We start from the raw sequence: 16,625 nt of genomic DNA on the forward strand, positions 1-16,625 counted from the left end.
CGGGCCGCTGCAAAATCCCGCGCGTGCAAGTAAACCGAGCATACCAGGAGACCCCTTCATGCCCCTCGGACTGATCGCCCTCGCCATCGGCGCCTTCGGCATCGGACTCACGGAATTCGTCATCATGGGCCTGCTGCCCGAGGTGGCACGCGAGTTCGCCGTCTCGGAGGCGGCCGCCGGATGGCTCATCTCGGGCTACGCGCTCAGCGTCGTGGTCGGCGCCCTCCTCCTCACGGCCGCGACCATCCGCCTCCCCCGCAAGGCCGTGCTCCTCAGCCTCGTCGTCCTCTTCATCCTCGGCAACGCGCTCACTGCGCTCGCACCCGACTACGCCACCGCCATGGCCGGGCGCGTCCTCGCCGCGCTCTGTCACGGCGCGTTCTTCGGCATCGGCTCGGTCGTCGCCGCGGGCCTGGTCGCGACCGAGAAGAAGGCCGGCGCGATCGCCATCATGTTCACGGGCCTCACGGCCGCGAACGTGCTGGGCGTGCCCTTCGGCACGTTCCTCGGCCAGGAGCTCGGCTGGCGCTCCACGTTCTGGGCGATCTCCGCGATCGGCCTCATCGCGCTCGCGGGCGTCGCGGCCCTCGTCCCGGCCATCCCCTCTCCCGAGGAGCGCGTGAGCCTGCGCCGCGAGCTGCGTGCGTTCCGCTCGACCCAGGTCTGGCTCTCGCTCGTCGTCACGGTCCTCGCGTTCGGCGGCATGTTCGGCGCCTTCACGTACATCGCGTACACGCTCACCGAGGTCAGCGGCTTCGCGGCAGGCGCCGTGCCCTGGCTGCTCGTGGTGTTCGGGGCCGGCCTCGTGCTCGGCAACGGCGTCGGCGGGCGGCTCGCCGACCGCGCGATCGACCGGACGCTCATCGTCTTCACTGCGGCGCTCGTCGTCGTGCTCGCGCTCTTCGCCCTGCTCGCCGGATCGCAGATCGCGACCGTCGTCGCCCTCTTCCTCATGGGCGGCTTCGGCTTCGGCACCGTCCCGGGCCTCCAGAGCCGCATCATGGCGTATGCCGGCCAGGCTCCGACGCTCGCCTCGGGCGCGAACATCGGCGCGTTCAACGTCGGCAACGCGCTCGGCGCGTGGGCCGGAGGCGTCGCGATCACCGCGGGCCTCGGCTACACCGCGCCGATCTGGGTCGGCGCCGCGATGACCGCCGCCGCCCTGGCCGTGCTCGCCGTGGCAGCCGGGATGGCGCGCACCCGGGTCGCCGCCGACGCGGTCGCGGTCGCGGCCTGACCGCAGGAGGAGAATAGAGGGGATGGCTCCTCCCTCCTTCCTGCGCGACCTCTTCCGCATCCAGCCGGCGCGCGGGGAGTGGACCGTGGCCATCCGGACGGCGCTGTCCGTGCTGCTGCCCCTCCTCGTGCTCTGGGGAGCCGACCGGCTCGACTGGGCGATGTACGCGTCGTTCGGCGCGCTGTCGTCGATCTTCGGCCGGACCCTCCCCCTCCCCGAGCGGCTGCGGTCGCAGGCGGAGGCGGGGCTGACGCTCATCCTCGCGATCCTCCTCGGCGTCGCGGTGGCGCTCTCGCCCGGACGGGAGTGGCTGCTCATCCCGGTCGCGGCCGTGTTCGCGACCGGGATCGCGGTCGTCTCGCACCGACGCAACTGGCACCCGCCCGGCGTGCTCTTCCACGTCTTCGCGCTCGGCGCGTGCGCCTCGACCGCCCGCACTGTCGCCGACCTCGTGCCCGCCGCGCTCGTGTCGGCCGCCGCCCTCGCGCTGAGCCTCGCGCTCACCTATCTGACCTCGCTCGGTCGCCACCTCTGGCGGCGCCACGTCGCGCGCGTCGCGCAGACCTGGCCGCGCCGCCCCGCGGACCCCGGCACCCTGCCTGGCGACGGCCCCGAGTGGCCGCTGCGGCACTACCTCGTCCGGTACGGACTCGGCGTCGTGCTCGCGGGCTCCGTCGCGACCGCGATCGGCATCGGCCATCCGTACTGGGCGATCGTCTCGGTCGTCGTCCCGATGGCGGCGCCGACGGCATCCGCGCGCCTCCTCCGCGGCACGCAGCGCGTCGTCGGGACCCTCGTCGGCGTGCTCATCACGTGGGCCGTGCTGGCCTTCGCGCCGCCGCCGCTCGCCCTCATCCTCATCATCGCGGTGATGCAGCTCGGCGCCGAGCTGTTCATCGGCCGGAACTACACGGTCGCGCTGCTCTTCATCACACCGCTCGCGCTGTGCATGGTGCAGCTCGGCCATCCGCTGCCGGTGACGCAGCTCATGGCGGACCGCGCGATCGAGACCGTGCTCGGCGTCGCCGTCGCGATGGCCATCACGCTGATCACCCGCGAGCGCCGTCAGCGCGGCGACGCGGAGTAGGCGCCGTCGACGTCAGTCGATCGGGCAGACCGCCTTCTCGGCGACGACGGCGTGGAAGTCCTCCGCGGTCCACGGGAGGCCGAACTCGGGCTGCTCCTGGCCGTCCGCGGCCGGCGCCTTCGACGCGATCGCCGCGAGCTCCTTCGCGAGCGCGCCCACGAGATCCGCGCCGGCGGCCGAGTTGTTGAGCGCGACGGCGACGGTCATGCCCGTCTGCGGGTCGGCGTACACGCTCGTCAGGTACCCGAGCGCCGCGCCCTTCTGGCCGACGAGGCTGCCCGCGATGTACGCGCCGCTGACGTAGTCGTCGCCCTCGTAGGGCAGCGCCTTCGACCAGCGCTCCGTGCGCTCGCCCTCATCGTCGACCGACGCGAGCGCGAGCGACTGCCCGAAGCGGGCGAGATCGCCGATCGTGCTCGTCGCGCCCGAGTCGGTGAAGCCGATGCTCGACGAGCTCGTCGTGTACTCCTTCGGCGCGACGCAGCCGGCCTCGCGATCCGCGCCGTCCGAGATCCAGCCGCGCAGCGCGGGCTCCCCCGGCTCGGCGGCCGCGTCCTTGGGGAGCTCGGTCGCGGTCAGGTCGAGCGGCTCGACGAGGTACTCCTCGAACAGCGTGTGCATGCTCTCGCGGGTCGCGTGCTCGAGGGCCATGCCGAGGAGGATGTACCCGGCGTCCGAGTCGCGGACCTCCGCGCCCACGCGCCCCCGTTCGGCGATGCCGGTCGCGGCGAGCTCACGCGGGTTCCACTCGCGCTTCGGCGTGGCCGTGAACTGCGGGGAGAGGCGGTCGCGGCCGTCGCCCAGGCCCGACGTGCCGTCGCAGAGCTGCTGGAGGGTGACGTCGGAGAGATTGGGAACGCTCGACACCCACTCGCTCACGGGGTCGTCGAGGGCGACGACGCCCTCGTCGGCGACCCGATAGAGCACGTCGCACGTCATCGCCCGGGTGACCTCGCCGACGCGGAAGCGCATGTCGGTCGTGACGGGCTCGTCCGAGTCGGGGCCGGTCGTGCCGATGCCCTCGACCCAGGCCCCCGCCCACGGGATCCAGACCGAGACGAGGGCGCCCGATGCTCCGGCACCCTGCATCGCGTGGTCCACCGCCGCCTCGAGCTGCTCGACGGTCTTCTTCGGAAGCTCCGACGAGGCGATCGGCACCTCCGATCCGGCAGCCGCAGCGCTCGCCGTGCAGCCGGACGCCGCGAGCGCGATCGCCGCGAGTCCCGCGAGGACCGCCGAGGCGCGCGCCATCCGCGCGCGCACAGTGGATTTCCGCATTCCACAACCCCCCAGTTGCTCCGAGGTCGAGTTTAGGCGACCCTTGCCCGGGATCCCGGCGAGGATGCAGAACCGTGACGTTCCGCGGCGCTCAGCCCGTCGCCGCCGAGCGCATGCCCGCCGCGTCGCGCTCCCACGCGGCCCGCATGAACCGGCGGACGTCCTCGTCGACGCGGATGTCGGATGGCCGCAGGGGGCGGGTGAGGTACAGGCCGTCGAGCGACGTGAGGCGCGAGAGCGCGACGTACGTCTGCCCGGGGGCGAAGGCGCCTGAGCCGAGATCGACGATCGCGCGGTCGTAGGTCTTCCCCTGCGACTTGTGGATCGTGACGGCCCACGCGAGGCGGAGCGGGAACTGCGTGAACTCGGCGACCACGTCGCGGCTGAGCTTCTTCGACGCCGCGTCGTACGAGTAGCGGTGCTTCTCCCACACGGTCGGCTCGACGTCGAACTCCTCGCCGTCGACCTCGACGCGCACGGAGTCGCCCATGATGCGGGTGACGATGCCGATCGTGCCGTTCACCCAGCGCGGCCCGTCGGGGCCCGACACGTCGTTGCGGAGGAACATCACCTGCGCGCCGACCTTGAGCTTGAGCTGCTCGTCGGCCGGGTACACGTCACCGCGGCCGAAGTCGCCGCTGATCTCGGCGACCGCGGTCTGCTCTCTCCCGGCCAGTGCGGCGAGGTGCTTCGCGTTGATCGCGTTCACGCGGTCGTTGCGCGTCGCGAGCGTGATCACGGGATCGGAGGGGTCGGCGGGCGGGGTGCGCGCGCCCGCGCGGTTGAGCTTATCGGCGATGTCGGCGGTGACGCGCCCGTACCGGACCGCGTTCAGCATCGCCTTGAACCCGTCGTCGGACTGACGGTGGATGTGGGTGAGCTCACGGATGTGCAGATCCGCTCCGTGGCGCCCCAGGTCGATGAGCCCGTCGCCGCCCGGTTCGGCCCCGGCCCACACGTGGGCGTCGAAGAACCAGAAGGAGCGGTAGTGGTCGGCGATGTAGCGCGCCTCGTCGCCGCGCGGCGGGACGGGGGCGAGCTGGTAGGGGTCGCCGAACATGACCACCTGCACGCCGCCGAACGGCTCGCGCCGTCGGCCGCGCGCCTGCCGGAGCGACCGGTCGATGGCGTCCATGAGGTCGGCGTTGACCATCGAGATCTCGTCGATCACGAGCGTGTCGATCGCGTTGAGAAGCTTGCGGGTCGCGTCGCTCTGCTCGAGATCCTGGTCGGCGATGAGCCCGATCGGGAGCTTGAAGAGCGAGTGGATGGTCTGGCCCTCGACGTTGAGCGCCGCGACGCCTGTCGGCGCGCAGATCGCGATCTGCTTGCTCGTGTGCCACGTGAGGTGGCGCAGCAGGGTCGACTTGCCCGTGCCCGCGCGCCCCGTGATGAAGACATGCTCGCGCGTGTCCTCGATGAGGCGGAACAGGGCTTCCTGCTCCGCCGACAGAGCAGGTGCGGTCACCCTTCCATCGTAGAGAGGTGAACGCGGCCCGGTTCCGGCACTCCACAGCCGTTCGCAGGCTCCGCCCGGCGTGTCGTTCCTAGACTGGCCGCATGGAGCAGGCCGTGACCGATGCCGCGCCCTCGCGCGGAGGGTCGGCCGACGCGCCCTCCCCGGCCACGGCCATCCGCCGGCGCGAGCGGGGGCGCACCGCCGAGGTGGCGGGCTTCGTCGTCGTCGGGCTGCTCCTCGTCGCGGCGATCGCCGCGGGCTTCGCGGCCCTGTATCGCGTCTTCTGGGGCCCGGAGGCCTTCGTGGAGCGGTACGTCGGGATGCTCGCCGACGGGCGCGCGGCCGACGCGCTCACGATCCCCGGCGTCGCCGTCGACTCGGCGGATCTCGAGGCCGCCGGGATCCCGACGACCGTGAGCGACGCGCTGCTGCGCGGATCGGCGCTGTCCGACGACCTCGGCGACGTGAAGGTGATCGCGTCGCGGATGTCCGAGGGCGTCGTCGAGGTGACCCTCTCGTTCTCCGCGGCGGGCCAGGAAGGGCGCTCCACGTTCCGCGTCGAGCAGGACGGATGGTCGGGCCTCGTCCCGGCCTGGCGCTTCGAGACGACGCCCCTCGCCGTGCTCGATGTGACGGTGCGCGGCTCGATGCGCTTCACGGTCAACGGGTTCGAGCTCGACAAGCGGCAGGTCTCGCCCGACGGGGCCGACGCCGCGCCCCTCGATCCGGTCTCGATGCTCGTGTTCGCGCCGGGCGCGTACGCCGTCTCGGTCGACACGTCGGCCGCGCAGGCCGCGCCCGTCCGCGCGCTCGCACAGCAGTCCCTCGCGGCGGTCCCCGTCGACGTGCAGGCGCGCCCGACCGACGAGTTCAACGACATCATCACGGGTCAGGTGCACGACTTCCTCGAGCAGTGCACGACGCAGCGGGTGCTTCAGCCGACCGGCTGCCCGTTCGGCTACGAGACCTACGAGCGCGTGATCACGCCGCCCACCTGGTCGATCGCCGCGCAGCCGAACGTCGCCGTCGTGCCGGACGGCGCGTACTGGGCGATCGCGCCCGCCGGCGCGATCGCCCACATCGAGATGGACGTGCAGTCGATCTACGACGGCTCGATCTTCCACGTGAGCCAGGACGTGACCTTCACGATCGACGGGGCCATCGACATCCTGCCCGACGGCTCCGCCGCGATCAGCATCGGGTCGCCGGACGTCTAGGCTTCACGTCCCGACGCGGGCGACGAGAGATGCCGCGTAGCCGCCCGTCGCATCGCCCGTGAGGGTCGCGACCTGCAGCGCGCCGCCGTCGTCGCCGAACACGTTGTCGCTCGCGAGCGTCACCTGAGCGAGATTCGCGGTCGAGCCCTCGTACCCGGCGAGCGCGTACACGGTCTCGCACGCGGCCTGCGGAAGCGCGAGCTGCGACGTCGCGATCGCGTTCGCCGAGTCCGAGATCGACGCCGCGTCGGGGTACACCTCGAAGTGGATGTGGGGCCAGCGCCCTGTGTAGCACGCGGGGAAGATCGACGTGAAGGTCACCTGCCCGTTCGCGTCGGCGATCTGGACGCCTCGGAGGTAGGTGACGTCCTCGACGCCGGACGAGTACATGGAGTAGCGGCCCTGCGCGTCGCAATGCCAGGCGTACACGGCCACGCCCTCGAACGGCGCGTCGCCGTTCGCCATGTCGGTCAGCCGCAGAGTGAAGGTCAGGGGGACGCCCTCGGCGGTGGCCGACCCGTCGATCGATGACGTGATGTCGCTGCGGATGATGCCCGAGTCCGCAAGCGCATCGGGCCCGTTCGACCCGTCCCCCGGATAGGGCCCAGCCGTCTCGTCGGGGATCTCGCCGTCGGGGAGCGCGGCCTCCGTCGAATCGGCCGTTGCCGTCGGCGTCGGGGTGGACGTGCTCGTGGAGGTGTCCGATGTCGCGCTCGGGGTCGAGGTGCGCGTCGAGCTCGTCGCGGCGGGCGCGCAGGCCGCGAGGGTCGCGGCGCCCACGCCGACTCCGACGAGGCTGAGGATGCCTCGCCGGCTGACGAGCGTTCTGAGGTCGAAGCCGGCACCCTGGTCCACGACCTCCTCGTCCGGTCGGGCGAGGAGCCGGCCCTCGTAGGCCGGCCCGTCAGGGGTCTGCTCGGGCTCGGGAATGCGCGCCATGATCCGTCTCCTTGTCTCGCGGCCGCCCGCTTGGGGGCGGTGATGCGTCCATGCTGGAGAACGGCGCTATGCGCGGCCGTTCACCGGTCTGTGAACGGCCTATGAGGGCTGAGGGTCAGAGCCCGCGACGGCGGTCGCGCTCGGCCAGACGGGCGAGGCGGGCGTTGTACTCCTCGAGCTCGGCGTCGCCCGTGCGGTCGGCGTGGCGATCGGCGCGCTTCTGCGTCCGCTCGTCGCTGCGGCTCCACTGGATCGCGACGATGACGGCCGTGATGAGCGTCGGGATCTCGCCGATCGACCACGCGACGCCGCCGCCCGTGTACTGGTCCTCGAGCGGGGTGGCGCCCCACGTGCGGCCCATCGCGCCGAACCACTCCGCGACCATGAGACCCGAGTGGCTCATGATCGAGATGCCGAAGAACGCGTGCATCGCCATGGTGACGATGAGGGTGACGAGACGCCCCGCGTACGGCAGGCGGTACGGCACCGGGTCGATGCCCACGAGCGACATGACGAAGAGGTAGCCCGACAGCAGGAAGTGGACGATCATCCACTCGTGGCCCAAGTGGTCGTACAGCGACCACCGGAACAGGTCGGTGTAGTAGAAGGCCCACAGCGACCCGATGAAGATGCCGGCCGCGACGAGCGGGTGCGTGATGACGCGGGCGAACGGGCTGTGCACCGCCCACAGGATCCACTCGCGGCCGCCGCGCGTGGCATCCTCGCGCTTGCGGATGGCGCGCGCCGCGAGCGTGACCGGTGCGCCGGGCACGAGGAGCAGCGGGATGGCCATGCTCAGCAGCATGTGCCCGAGCATGTGCATGCTGAAGAGGTAGTCGCCGTACGCCGTGAGCGGCCCGCACGTCACCCAGACGAGCAGGACCATGCCGATCGTCCACAGCACGGTGCGGTGCACGGGCCACGCGTCGCCGCGCGCACGCAGGCGCCGCACCCCCGCGTAGTAGAAGAAGAGCCCGAAGCCCGCGACGAACACCCACAGCAGGTCGACGTCCCACGCGGTGAGCCAGCGCGCAGGCGTCAGCTCGGGCGGCAGCGGCGCCTCGGTGAGGATCTCGGCGGGCGTCGACTGCGGCGCCGAGACCTCCCCGACCGGCGGCGACGTGCGCGCGAGCGCGGCGGCCGCTCCGCTCGCGATGCCCATGAACGCGAGCTCGACGGCGACGAGACCCCAGAACGCGCCCGCGCCATCCGCCGCCCGCGCGAGCAGCCGACGGCGGTAGAGCGCGCCGAGGAGGCCCATCGCGAGCAGTGCGACGATCTTCGCGATGAGGATGGCCCCGTACGGGGTGAGCAGCTGGTCCCACTGCCCGATGGAGGTGAGGGTTCGCGCGTAGCCCGAGACCGCGACGACGACGAACGCGGCGAGCGCCAGCGACGAGTAGCGCGCGAGAAGCGGGCCCAGGCGCCCCTCCTCCATGGCGGGGCGCAGGATGACGAGCAGGAGCAGGCCGCCGAGCCAGACCGCCGCGGCGACGATGTGCAGGGTCAACGCGGTCACGGTCGCGTCGTGGCCCGCGAGGTCGCCCGAGTGGCCCTGGGTGGCCATCGGGACGAGCGTGATGGCCGCGAGGACGGCGGTGAGGAGCGTCGGGGTCCACGAGCGGATGGCGAACGCGAGGATCGTGACGACGGCCGCGAGGACGGTCGTCAGGAGCCAGGCGCTGCCGAGCTCGGTCTGCGTGAGGAAGCGGCCGAGCTGCGCACCGAACTCCGCGCCGAGGCTGAGCTGCGGGTTGAACGACGACAGGAACGTCAGGAACCCGACCGCGCCGCTCGAGAGGGTGAGGACGGCCGCGCCGATCGACGCCGTGTCGAGCGCGACGTCGAACTCGCGCTCCTGCGCGCGCAGCCCGAAGAGCGCGAGCACCAGCGCGCCGAGCATCGTCGCCGCCGCCAGGTTGACGACGAGCTTCGCGATCGGGAGGCCCCAGCGGACGAAGGCGCCGGGGTCGGCGCTGAACCGCTCGGCGGCACCGCCGCCGATCACGAGACCCGCGATGACGGCTGCGATCGCCGCGACGACGAGGATGAGGGGCCCAGCGGCCCGCAGCGCGCGCGGGTTCACCCCTCAACCCTATGCGCGCGCCCCTGGGCGGACGCCGCGCGGGGCATGTCCGGATCGTTCACCCTTCCGTGGGGGCATGCGAAAGGGCGCCGTCCCGGAGGACGGCGCCCTTTCGACGCGGCAGACGTCTTACTTGACGGCGGCCTTGAGCTTCGAGCCCGCGGTCACCTTGACGCGCTTGCCCGCGGGGATGGCGATCTCCTCGCCGGTCTGCGGGTTGCGGCCGGTGCGGGCGGCGGTGTCGACCTGCTCGAACGCGATCCAGCCGGGGATCGAGACCTTCGCGCCCTTGGCGACGGACTCGGAGACCGAGGTGAACAGAGCGTCGAGGACGCCCGAGACGGCGGCCTGGCTCTGACCGGTGGCGCTGGCGATGCTCGCGACGAGCTCGGTCTTGGTGATGGTCTTGTCGGCCATGTCATCCTCCAGCGGCGTGAGGACGCCGCGACGTTTCAACGGACCGCAGGCGTTTGCCTCCGGTGGTCTTGCGACCGTGATGAATGTACCAACGCGCCCCGGAATTCCGCGGATTCTCGCGGCTTTCCGCGCGATTCGCCCGGCGTGTCGCCCCTCGGATGTGACGGATGTGACGGAAGTGACGGTTCGCGAGGCGGGAAAAGGAAGAGGGCGGGACTCCCGAAGGAGTCCCGCCCTCTCGCCGAAGCGGGTGCTTACCAGCTCGACTTGGTCACGCCGGGCAGCTCGCCACGGTGCGCCATGTCGCGGAAGCGGACACGCGAGATGCCGAACTTCGTCAGCACGCCACGGGGGCGGCCGTCGATGACATCGCGCGAGCGGAGACGCACGGGCGACGCGTTGCGGGGCAGCTTCTGCAGGCCCACGCGAGCGGCCTCGCGCTGCTCGTCCGTCGCGTTCGGGTCGACGAGCTGCTTCTTCAGCTCGAGGCGCTTCGCCGCGTAGCGGTCGACGACGGCCTTGCGCTGCTCGTTGCGAGCGATCTTGCTCTTCTTCGCCATGATTAACGCTCCTCGCGGAAGTCGACGTGCTTGCGCACGACCGGGTCGTACTTCTTCAGCACGAGGCGGTCGGGGTTGTTGCGGCGGTTCTTCTTGGTCACGTACGTGTAGCCCGTGCCCGCGGTCGAACGCAGCTTGATGATGGGACGGACGTCCTGAGCCTTCTTCGCCATTAGAGCTTCACACCCTTCGCGAGCAGGTCCTTCACGACCGATTCGATGCCGCGGACGTCGATCACCTTGATGCCCTTGGCGGAGACGTTCAGCGTGACCTTACGGCCGAGCGACGGAACGTAGTACGTCTTCTTCTGCACGTTCGGGTCGAAGCGGCGCTTCGTCCGTCGGTGCGAGTGCGAGACATTGTGACCGAAGCCGGGTACGGCACCGGTCACCTGGCACACAGCAGCCATGGTTCACTCCTTCACTACCGTGGAGCCGGACGGCTCCACCCAAGATCTCTTGTCTGCGCAGCCGTCACCCACCCGGAGACCGGGCTGTGTACAGGTGGGGCCGCACGAACTGCGCGCAGGAGTGCACGCAGACAAACGTCGATCCTAGCACAGCCGGGCGTGTCGCCCGAATCGGAGCGCAAGGACCCCTGCCCGCTCCTCCATCTCCCCCTTGACGCAGCATTTCCAACGTTGGAATACTGGCGACGCGCTCGGAGCCGAGCGCATCCATCACCTCGACGAGGAGGTCTCATGGCCGCATTCCCCCGCCCGCACCGCAGACGACGCGCCGGCATCGCCCTCGCGCTCGCCTTCGCGGTCGCCCTCGCGCCGCTGGTCGCCCCCGGCGGCGCCGAGCCGACCGCCGCGGCGACGTATCCGAATCCCGGATACGTCACCGGCTCGACCTACACGCACGACCCCGAGGTCGTGAAGAAGCCCGACGGCACCTACCTGCTCGCGCAGACCGGCGACAACATCCCCCTGAAGACCTCGGGCGACCGCACCGCCTGGGCCGACGCGGGCGTCGCCTTCCCCGGCGGCATGCCGTGGGTGCACGGCTACACGAACGGGACGAACACGGTGTGGGCGCCCGACATCACCTATGCCAACGGCAAGTACTACCTCTACTACTCGGCGTCGACCTTCGGCTCCAACAACTCCGCGATCTTCCTCGCGACGAGCACGAGCGGCGCTCCGGGCACCTGGACCAACCAGGGCGCGATCATCTCGTCGACGACGTCGAACGACTGGAACGCGATCGACCCGAACCTCGTGATCGACCACACGGGACGATGGTGGCTGTCGTTCGGATCCTTCTGGTCGGGCATCAAGATGATCCGCCTCAGCAACGTGTCCGGCCTCCGGCTCGACAGCACGTTCGCGAGCATCGCGGGGCGCGGCGGCGGCGCGATCGAGGCGCCGACCATCCACTACCGCGACGGGTACTACTACCTCTTCGTGTCGTTCGACCGCTGCTGCCAGGGCGCCGCGAGCACGTACCGCGTCATGGTCGGCCGCGCGACGTCGGTCACGGGGCCGTATCTCGACCGCAACGGCGTCGCCATGACCGCGGGCGGCGGAACGGAGATCCTCGCGAGCCACGGATCGATCCACGGTCCCGGGCACCAGGCCGTGCTCGCCGACGCGGACGCCGACGTGCTCTTCTACCACTACTACGACGACGCGGGCGCCTCGCGCCTCGGCATCAATCTGCTCGGCTACTCGGGCGGATGGCCCTACGTGTACTGAGCCGCTGAGGCGCGTGCGCCGTCCACGGGCGGCGCACGCGCCTCAGCGCGGCTCGACGGCTCCGCGGCCCGGGCGGAACGCCGACACGGTCGGGTCTCCCGGGATCCAGAAGCGCCACGGGAACGCGCTCGTGCCCGCGAGGCCCGCGACGCCCACGCGCGGCCCCGAGACGAACCCGATCGGATGGTCCCGCAGCTGCAGGCGGGCGGTCGCGCCGGCCTGCGGCTCGCCGGTCACGGCATCGATCCCGTCGTGCACGGGGTACCGCAGCCCGACGGCGTCGCCCAGGCGACCGGGGCCGCGGGCGAGATCCCGATCCGTGCGCGCAACGCCGCGCTCCTCGCGCCGCCGGCGCGCGACATCCGCACCCTCCACGATCTCCCCGGCGCGCAGGAGGACTCCGCCGGCCTCTCCCTCGGGGCCGCAGACGACGTTGACGCACGAGTGGATGCCGTGACTGAGGTAGACGTAGAGATGGCCGGGCTCGCCCCACATCGTCGCATTGCGGGCGGTGCGCCCCATGCGGGCGTGCGAGCCGGCGTCATGGACGTCGCCCGTGCCGAGTCCGTGATACGCCTCGACCTCCGTCAGCCGCACGACGACGTCGTCGCCGTCGATCGTCGTCGCGAGGAGCCCGTCGAGGAGCCTGGGCGCGACCTCGACGGGAAGACCGCGCAGCTCTTCCCGCGTCGCCGCGTGGAGACCGTCGGTCATCCGGTCACTGAGTCCCACGGGCCGACGTCGCACCAGCTGATGCCGAAGCCCGACAGGTTCGAGACCTCCTCGCCGGTCTCGATCTCGATGATGTGGGTCTCGAGCGTCGTCGGCAGCGGCTGCAGGGCGTCGTAGTCGTAGCGGTTCGTCGTGAGATCCGGAGCGACGAGAGCCGCCGCGTACCGGCCGCTCGGCGACACGCACGTCTGGAGCAGGCCATCCGCGCCCGTCGCCTCGAGCAGCGTCCGCGACGCGCCCTCGTCGTCGACGTACGCGACCAGCTGCGCCTCGGGCGTGCCATCCGCTCCGAGCCGGACGAATTCCCGGACGGTCCCTCCGCCGGGCACGGGCAGCACACGACCCGGCTGCCCGAGGTCGTCTGACGGCTCGACGAGGTCGGTCTCGTCGCCGGTGGTGAGGTCGAGCTGCACGCCGCCGGCGACATCCAGGCGCTCGATGAACGCCGTGTACGTGCCGCGCGTGACGGCGTCGATCGCGAACGCCGTGCCGAGAGCGGTCGGCGACGGATTCTCGGCGGCCGGGTCGTAGACGATGAGGTCGCCCGCGAAGTTCACGAACAGCAGCGCGGAGGAGTCGGGCACGAAGCGCCAGCTCGCGATGCTCGGCTCCTCGTCGCCGACGACCATCGGCTCGGGCTCCGCATCTGGCTCGCGGAGGTCTGCGGTGAAGAGCACGCTCGCCCGCCCCTCGGTCTCGCTCAGCTGCAGGTCGGTGTAGGTGTATCCGACGAGCTCGCCGCGGCTGGAGACCTGGAGGCCGGTGATCGTGCCCTCGCCCGGCAGCGGCATCCTCTCCGCGTGCGAACCGTCGCGGTCGGCGACGTAGAGCGCCGAGGCGTCGTCCTCGCGCACCGAGACGACGAGGTGCTCGCCCGTGACCCGGAAGTCGTCGATCGACGCCGCCGTGTAGACGGGCACCGCCGCGTCGCCCGAGATGTCGCTGCGGAAGATCGTGTCGTCGCCGTCTGCGTCGCGCTGCAGGAGGAAGATCTCCGCGGGCGGCGTGGTGAACGTCGTCTCGAGCGTCGCCGCCGGCCCGCCGCCCACGCTCTCCGCGCCGTCGATCGTGACCGTGTACTCGGTGTCGTCGTCGAGAGGCACGGTGAACCGCACGCCCACCATGCGCCCGGCCGCGGCGACCGTGAACGGGGTCTCAGGAGAGACGGTGACCTGCGACGCGTCGATCTCGGCGAGGGCCTGGTTCGCGGTGAGGACGACGCGGCTCCCCGAGGCCTGCGTGGCCGCCTCGGCGTCGACCTCGACCGTGCTCACGCGCGGCCCCTGCGTGAGGCTCACGGCCGCGCCGCCGCCGGCGAGCACCCCGAGCACGCCGAGCACCGCGAGCATCGCCGCGACGAAGCGGCGAGGCCGCGCGGATGGCTCGGGCTCCGCGGGGCGGGACGGTGCGGGCTGAGGCGGTTCGGGCTCGGGCGGCTCGGGGGCTCGCGCGGCCTCGGGGGCTCGCGCGGCCTCGGTCCGCTCGCGCAGCTCCCGGCGGCTGAGAGGACGCCCGCCGTCAGTACTCATACGGATCTTCCGGTGCGTCGACGGCCGTGATGGTCTCGGGCTCGATGGAGAGCGCGCCCGACGCGTCGGCGGCGATCGTGCCGGTGACCTCGATCCACTCGCCGACGGCGAGGCTGGCCGTGCCCTCGGGCACCGACACCGGAACGGAGGCGGGCTGCGCGTCGATCACGCAGTGCGTGATGACGAGGCGCCCGAGGCGGACGCCGTCGGGGCTCTCCTCGTCGGGCGTGACGAAGCCCGTGAGGGTCACCTCCTTGCCCGCATAGGCGTCGGGGTTCGTCGCCGTCGCGAAGACGGTCGACCACTCCCCGATGCCGAACCCGCTCGTGTCGCCGCTCGCGGCCAGGGTGACGGTGTCGGCTCCGGCGAAGAGCGGCGGCGTGCCCGTGTCGCGGTCCATCGCGAGCTCGACCGACAGCGAGGCCGGCGGGAGGACGAGCGCCGCGACCGCGACGGCCGATGCCGCCACACCGCCGACCACGACCGCCGCCGCCCCTGCGACGCGCCGCGTCCCGGTGACTCGCCGCACCCCTGCGACCCCACGTGCCCCTGCGCCGTGCCGCCCCTCTGCATGTCTCACTCCCGGCGGGTATGGCGGTCGGTTTCCCGCGGCGATCGAGACATGCTGATCGGGGTGGTGCCCGTCGGCCGGGGCGTGAACGTGGTCGTGGTGGGCGTGGCCGTGGCCGTGGGCGTCAGCGTGATCGTGGGCGCCACCGGGGCCGTGGTCGTGGCCGTGGTCGGCCTCGGCGCCGAGCGGGAGCGCGAACGACCACACCGTGCCCACGAGCGCGAGCACGGCCATCCCGACCGCGAACCAGGTCTGCGCGGGGTTGATGTAGAGCTGCAGCCGGCCGGCGACGGCGAGCCCGATCGTCACGACGGCGAGCACGGCCGCGAGGCCCACGCCGAGCCAGCGTGCGCCCGCCTTCCGCACGGCGGCCGTCCGATCGTCACGCAACGAGATTCACCCCGATCCCGATGACGAAGGCCGACAGCAGCACGACCGCCACGATGCCCGCGAGGACGCGCGCCGTGAAGGTCGTGCGCATGAGCGCGAGCATCTTCACGTCGACGATCGGCCCGACGAGCAGGAAGGCGACGAGCGAGCCAGACGAGAACGTCGAGGCGAACGAGAGCGCGAAGAACGAGTCGACGTTCGAGCAGATCGCGACGGTCATCGCGAGGAGGATCATCGCCACGATCGACAGCACGGGGTTCGAGCCGATCGCGATGAGCACGCTGCGAGGGATGAGCACCTGCACGGCTCCCGCGATCGCCGACCCGATGACGAGCGCCGGCATGACCGCGCGCAGCTCGACGACGAACTGGGCGAGGCTGCGACGCGCGCGGTCGCCCTGCTCGCCCGCGACGACCTCGCACGTGTCGCGGAAGCGATCGGTGAGGATGCGCTCCGGATCAGGATGGCGGCTGTACAGCCATCCGATGAGGTTCGCGATGAGGAAGCCGCCGACGAGCCTCGCCACGAGGATGCCGCCGTCCCACCCGAACGCCTGATGCGTCGTCAGGATCACGATCGGGTTGACGATCGGCGCCGCCACGAGGAAGGTCAGGGCGTCGGCCGGGGTGAGCCCGCGCATGAGGAGCCCCCGTGCGAACGGCACATTCCCGCATTCGCATACCGGGATGAGCATGCCGAGGAGCGACAGCACCGCCCGCCGCGCCCAGCCCTGCCGCGGGAGCGCGCGCTCGATCACGTGCGCAGGCACCCACACCTGGACGACGATCGACAGGAGCACGCCGAGCACGACGAACGGGAGCGACTCGATGAGCACGCTCAGCGAGAGCGTGAGGCCGTCCTGCGCGCGCGTGGGCAGCGGCTGCGGGAAGAGCGCGGGCGCGAGCGCGTCGATGAGGAACAGCGCCGCGACGACCGCGAGCCCCGCTCCCAGCCCGATCGCGAGACGGCTCCGGGATGTCGGCGGCTGCGCGGGGCGCTCGCGCGTCGTGACGGACGTCACGCCGAGGCGGCGTCCTTCTCGGCCGCGCACTCGGCGCAGATCCCGAAGATGTCGATCATGTGCTCGGCCTCGCGGAAGCCGTGCTTGGCGGCGGTCTCCTGTGCCCACCGCTCGACCGGCGGGGCCTCGATCTCGACGGCCTTTCCGCAGCGGCGGCAGATCAGGTGGTGATGATGCCCCTGCGAGCATGCGCGGTAGAGCGCCTCGCCGTCCGGGCTCTGCAGCGTGTCGGCCTCGCCCGTGGCCGTCAGCCCCGCGAGCGCGCGGTACACCGTCGCGAGCCCGATGCCCGTGTTCTCGTCGCGCAGGGCCGCGTGCAGCGCCTGCGCGCTGACGAATCCCTCGGCGTCGCTGAGGGCGTCGCGCACGCGCTCGCGCTGCCACGTGTTCCGCTGGGCCATAC

The 16,625-nt window shown here is 71.7% G+C and carries 17 protein-coding genes; 4 read left to right on the forward strand and 13 right to left on the reverse strand.

Going from position 1 to position 16,625, the window contains the following annotated elements:
* The first annotated feature begins 58 nt into the window (after window positions 1–58).
* Together GC092_RS15480 and GC092_RS15485 are read left to right on the forward strand one after the other, a co-directional pair.
* Window positions 59–1,237, forward strand: a complete 1,179-nt coding sequence (locus GC092_RS15480) for an MFS transporter (protein ID WP_324013136.1) — start codon at window positions 59–61, stop codon at window positions 1,235–1,237.
* 22 nt (window positions 1,238–1,259) lie between these two features.
* Window positions 1,260–2,324 (forward strand): FUSC family protein, encoded by a 1,065-nt coding sequence (locus GC092_RS15485; RefSeq protein ID WP_324013138.1) that lies wholly within the window; start codon window positions 1,260–1,262, stop codon window positions 2,322–2,324.
* Between the two features lie 12 nt (window positions 2,325–2,336).
* On the opposite strand, the gene GC092_RS15490 is transcribed toward GC092_RS15485, so the two are convergent.
* Entirely contained in the window at window positions 2,337–3,602 is a 1,266-nt protein-coding gene (locus GC092_RS15490) for a serine hydrolase domain-containing protein (protein WP_324013140.1), read from the reverse strand.
* A 91-nt stretch (window positions 3,603–3,693) separates the two neighbouring features.
* The gene (locus GC092_RS15495; protein ID WP_324013141.1) at window positions 3,694–5,070 is read right to left on the reverse strand and encodes an ATP-dependent DNA helicase; all 1,377 of its coding nucleotides are present in this window, start codon (window positions 5,068–5,070) and stop codon (window positions 3,694–3,696) included.
* A 92-nt stretch (window positions 5,071–5,162) separates the two neighbouring features.
* Between GC092_RS15495 and GC092_RS15500 the strand changes: the two genes are divergently transcribed.
* A complete protein-coding gene (locus GC092_RS15500) occupies window positions 5,163–6,278 on the forward strand; it encodes a hypothetical protein (protein ID WP_271172659.1) in 1,116 nt (371 codons plus the stop codon).
* Window positions 6,279–6,281: 3 nt separating this feature from the next.
* Here GC092_RS15500 and GC092_RS15505 read toward each other — a convergent pair whose 3' ends face one another.
* The 6 genes from GC092_RS15505 to rpmB form a co-directional block, all read right to left on the reverse strand.
* Window positions 6,282–7,217, reverse strand: coding sequence for an intradiol ring-cleavage dioxygenase (locus GC092_RS15505; protein WP_324013145.1), 936 nt, complete (start codon window positions 7,215–7,217; stop codon window positions 6,282–6,284).
* A gap of 115 nt (window positions 7,218–7,332) precedes the next feature.
* A complete protein-coding gene (locus GC092_RS15510; RefSeq protein WP_324013147.1) occupies window positions 7,333–9,303 on the reverse strand; it encodes a bifunctional copper resistance protein CopD/cytochrome c oxidase assembly protein in 1,971 nt (656 codons plus the stop codon).
* Window positions 9,304–9,432: 129 nt separating this feature from the next.
* Window positions 9,433–9,720, reverse strand: a complete 288-nt coding sequence (locus tag GC092_RS15515) for an HU family DNA-binding protein (protein ID WP_271172653.1) — start codon at window positions 9,718–9,720, stop codon at window positions 9,433–9,435.
* Between the two features lie 254 nt (window positions 9,721–9,974).
* Complete coding sequence (gene rpsN / locus GC092_RS15520; protein WP_271172652.1) at window positions 9,975–10,280, reverse strand: 30S ribosomal protein S14; 306 nt, start codon at window positions 10,278–10,280, stop codon at window positions 9,975–9,977.
* A gap of 2 nt (window positions 10,281–10,282) precedes the next feature.
* On the reverse strand, window positions 10,283–10,453 hold the full coding sequence (gene rpmG, locus GC092_RS15525) for a 50S ribosomal protein L33 (protein ID WP_155049151.1): 171 nt from the start codon (window positions 10,451–10,453) through the stop codon (window positions 10,283–10,285).
* Window positions 10,453–10,689 carry a 50S ribosomal protein L28 gene (gene rpmB / locus GC092_RS15530; protein ID WP_271172651.1) on the reverse strand — a complete coding sequence of 79 codons (237 nt, stop codon included), beginning with the start codon at window positions 10,687–10,689 and terminating at the stop codon, window positions 10,453–10,455. Before rpmB ends, rpmG begins: the two co-directional genes overlap by 1 nt.
* Window positions 10,690–10,980: 291 nt before the next feature.
* Here rpmB and GC092_RS15535 point away from each other — a divergent pair, with 291 nt between their 5' ends.
* Window positions 10,981–11,979 carry an arabinan endo-1,5-alpha-L-arabinosidase gene (locus GC092_RS15535; protein ID WP_324013153.1) on the forward strand — a complete coding sequence of 333 codons (999 nt, stop codon included), beginning with the start codon at window positions 10,981–10,983 and terminating at the stop codon, window positions 11,977–11,979.
* A gap of 42 nt (window positions 11,980–12,021) precedes the next feature.
* Here GC092_RS15535 and GC092_RS15540 read toward each other — a convergent pair whose 3' ends face one another.
* The 5 genes from GC092_RS15540 to GC092_RS15560 are packed head-to-tail and all read right to left on the reverse strand — an operon-like array spanning window position 12,022 to window position 16,623.
* On the reverse strand, window positions 12,022–12,693 hold the full coding sequence (locus GC092_RS15540; protein WP_324013154.1) for a DNA-3-methyladenine glycosylase: 672 nt from the start codon (window positions 12,691–12,693) through the stop codon (window positions 12,022–12,024).
* Window positions 12,690–14,240 carry a hypothetical protein gene (locus tag GC092_RS15545; RefSeq protein WP_324013156.1) on the reverse strand — a complete coding sequence of 517 codons (1,551 nt, stop codon included), beginning with the start codon at window positions 14,238–14,240 and terminating at the stop codon, window positions 12,690–12,692. The genes GC092_RS15540 and GC092_RS15545 overlap by 4 nt, the downstream gene beginning before the upstream one ends.
* On the reverse strand, window positions 14,230–15,201 hold the full coding sequence (locus GC092_RS15550; protein ID WP_324013158.1) for a TIGR03943 family putative permease subunit: 972 nt from the start codon (window positions 15,199–15,201) through the stop codon (window positions 14,230–14,232). The genes GC092_RS15545 and GC092_RS15550 overlap by 11 nt, the downstream gene beginning before the upstream one ends.
* Window positions 15,194–16,222, reverse strand: coding sequence for a permease (locus tag GC092_RS15555; RefSeq protein WP_324013160.1), 1,029 nt, complete (start codon window positions 16,220–16,222; stop codon window positions 15,194–15,196). The genes GC092_RS15550 and GC092_RS15555 overlap by 8 nt, the downstream gene beginning before the upstream one ends.
* A complete protein-coding gene (locus tag GC092_RS15560) occupies window positions 16,219–16,623 on the reverse strand; it encodes a Fur family transcriptional regulator (RefSeq protein WP_271172639.1) in 405 nt (134 codons plus the stop codon). Before GC092_RS15560 ends, GC092_RS15555 begins: the two co-directional genes overlap by 4 nt.
* Window positions 16,624–16,625: the final 2 nt, after the last annotated feature.

The sequence above is a fragment of the Microbacterium sp. JZ37 genome (genome assembly GCF_035188445.1).
In the GTDB taxonomy this organism is placed as follows: Bacteria; Actinomycetota; Actinomycetes; order Actinomycetales; family Microbacteriaceae; genus Microbacterium; species Microbacterium barkeri.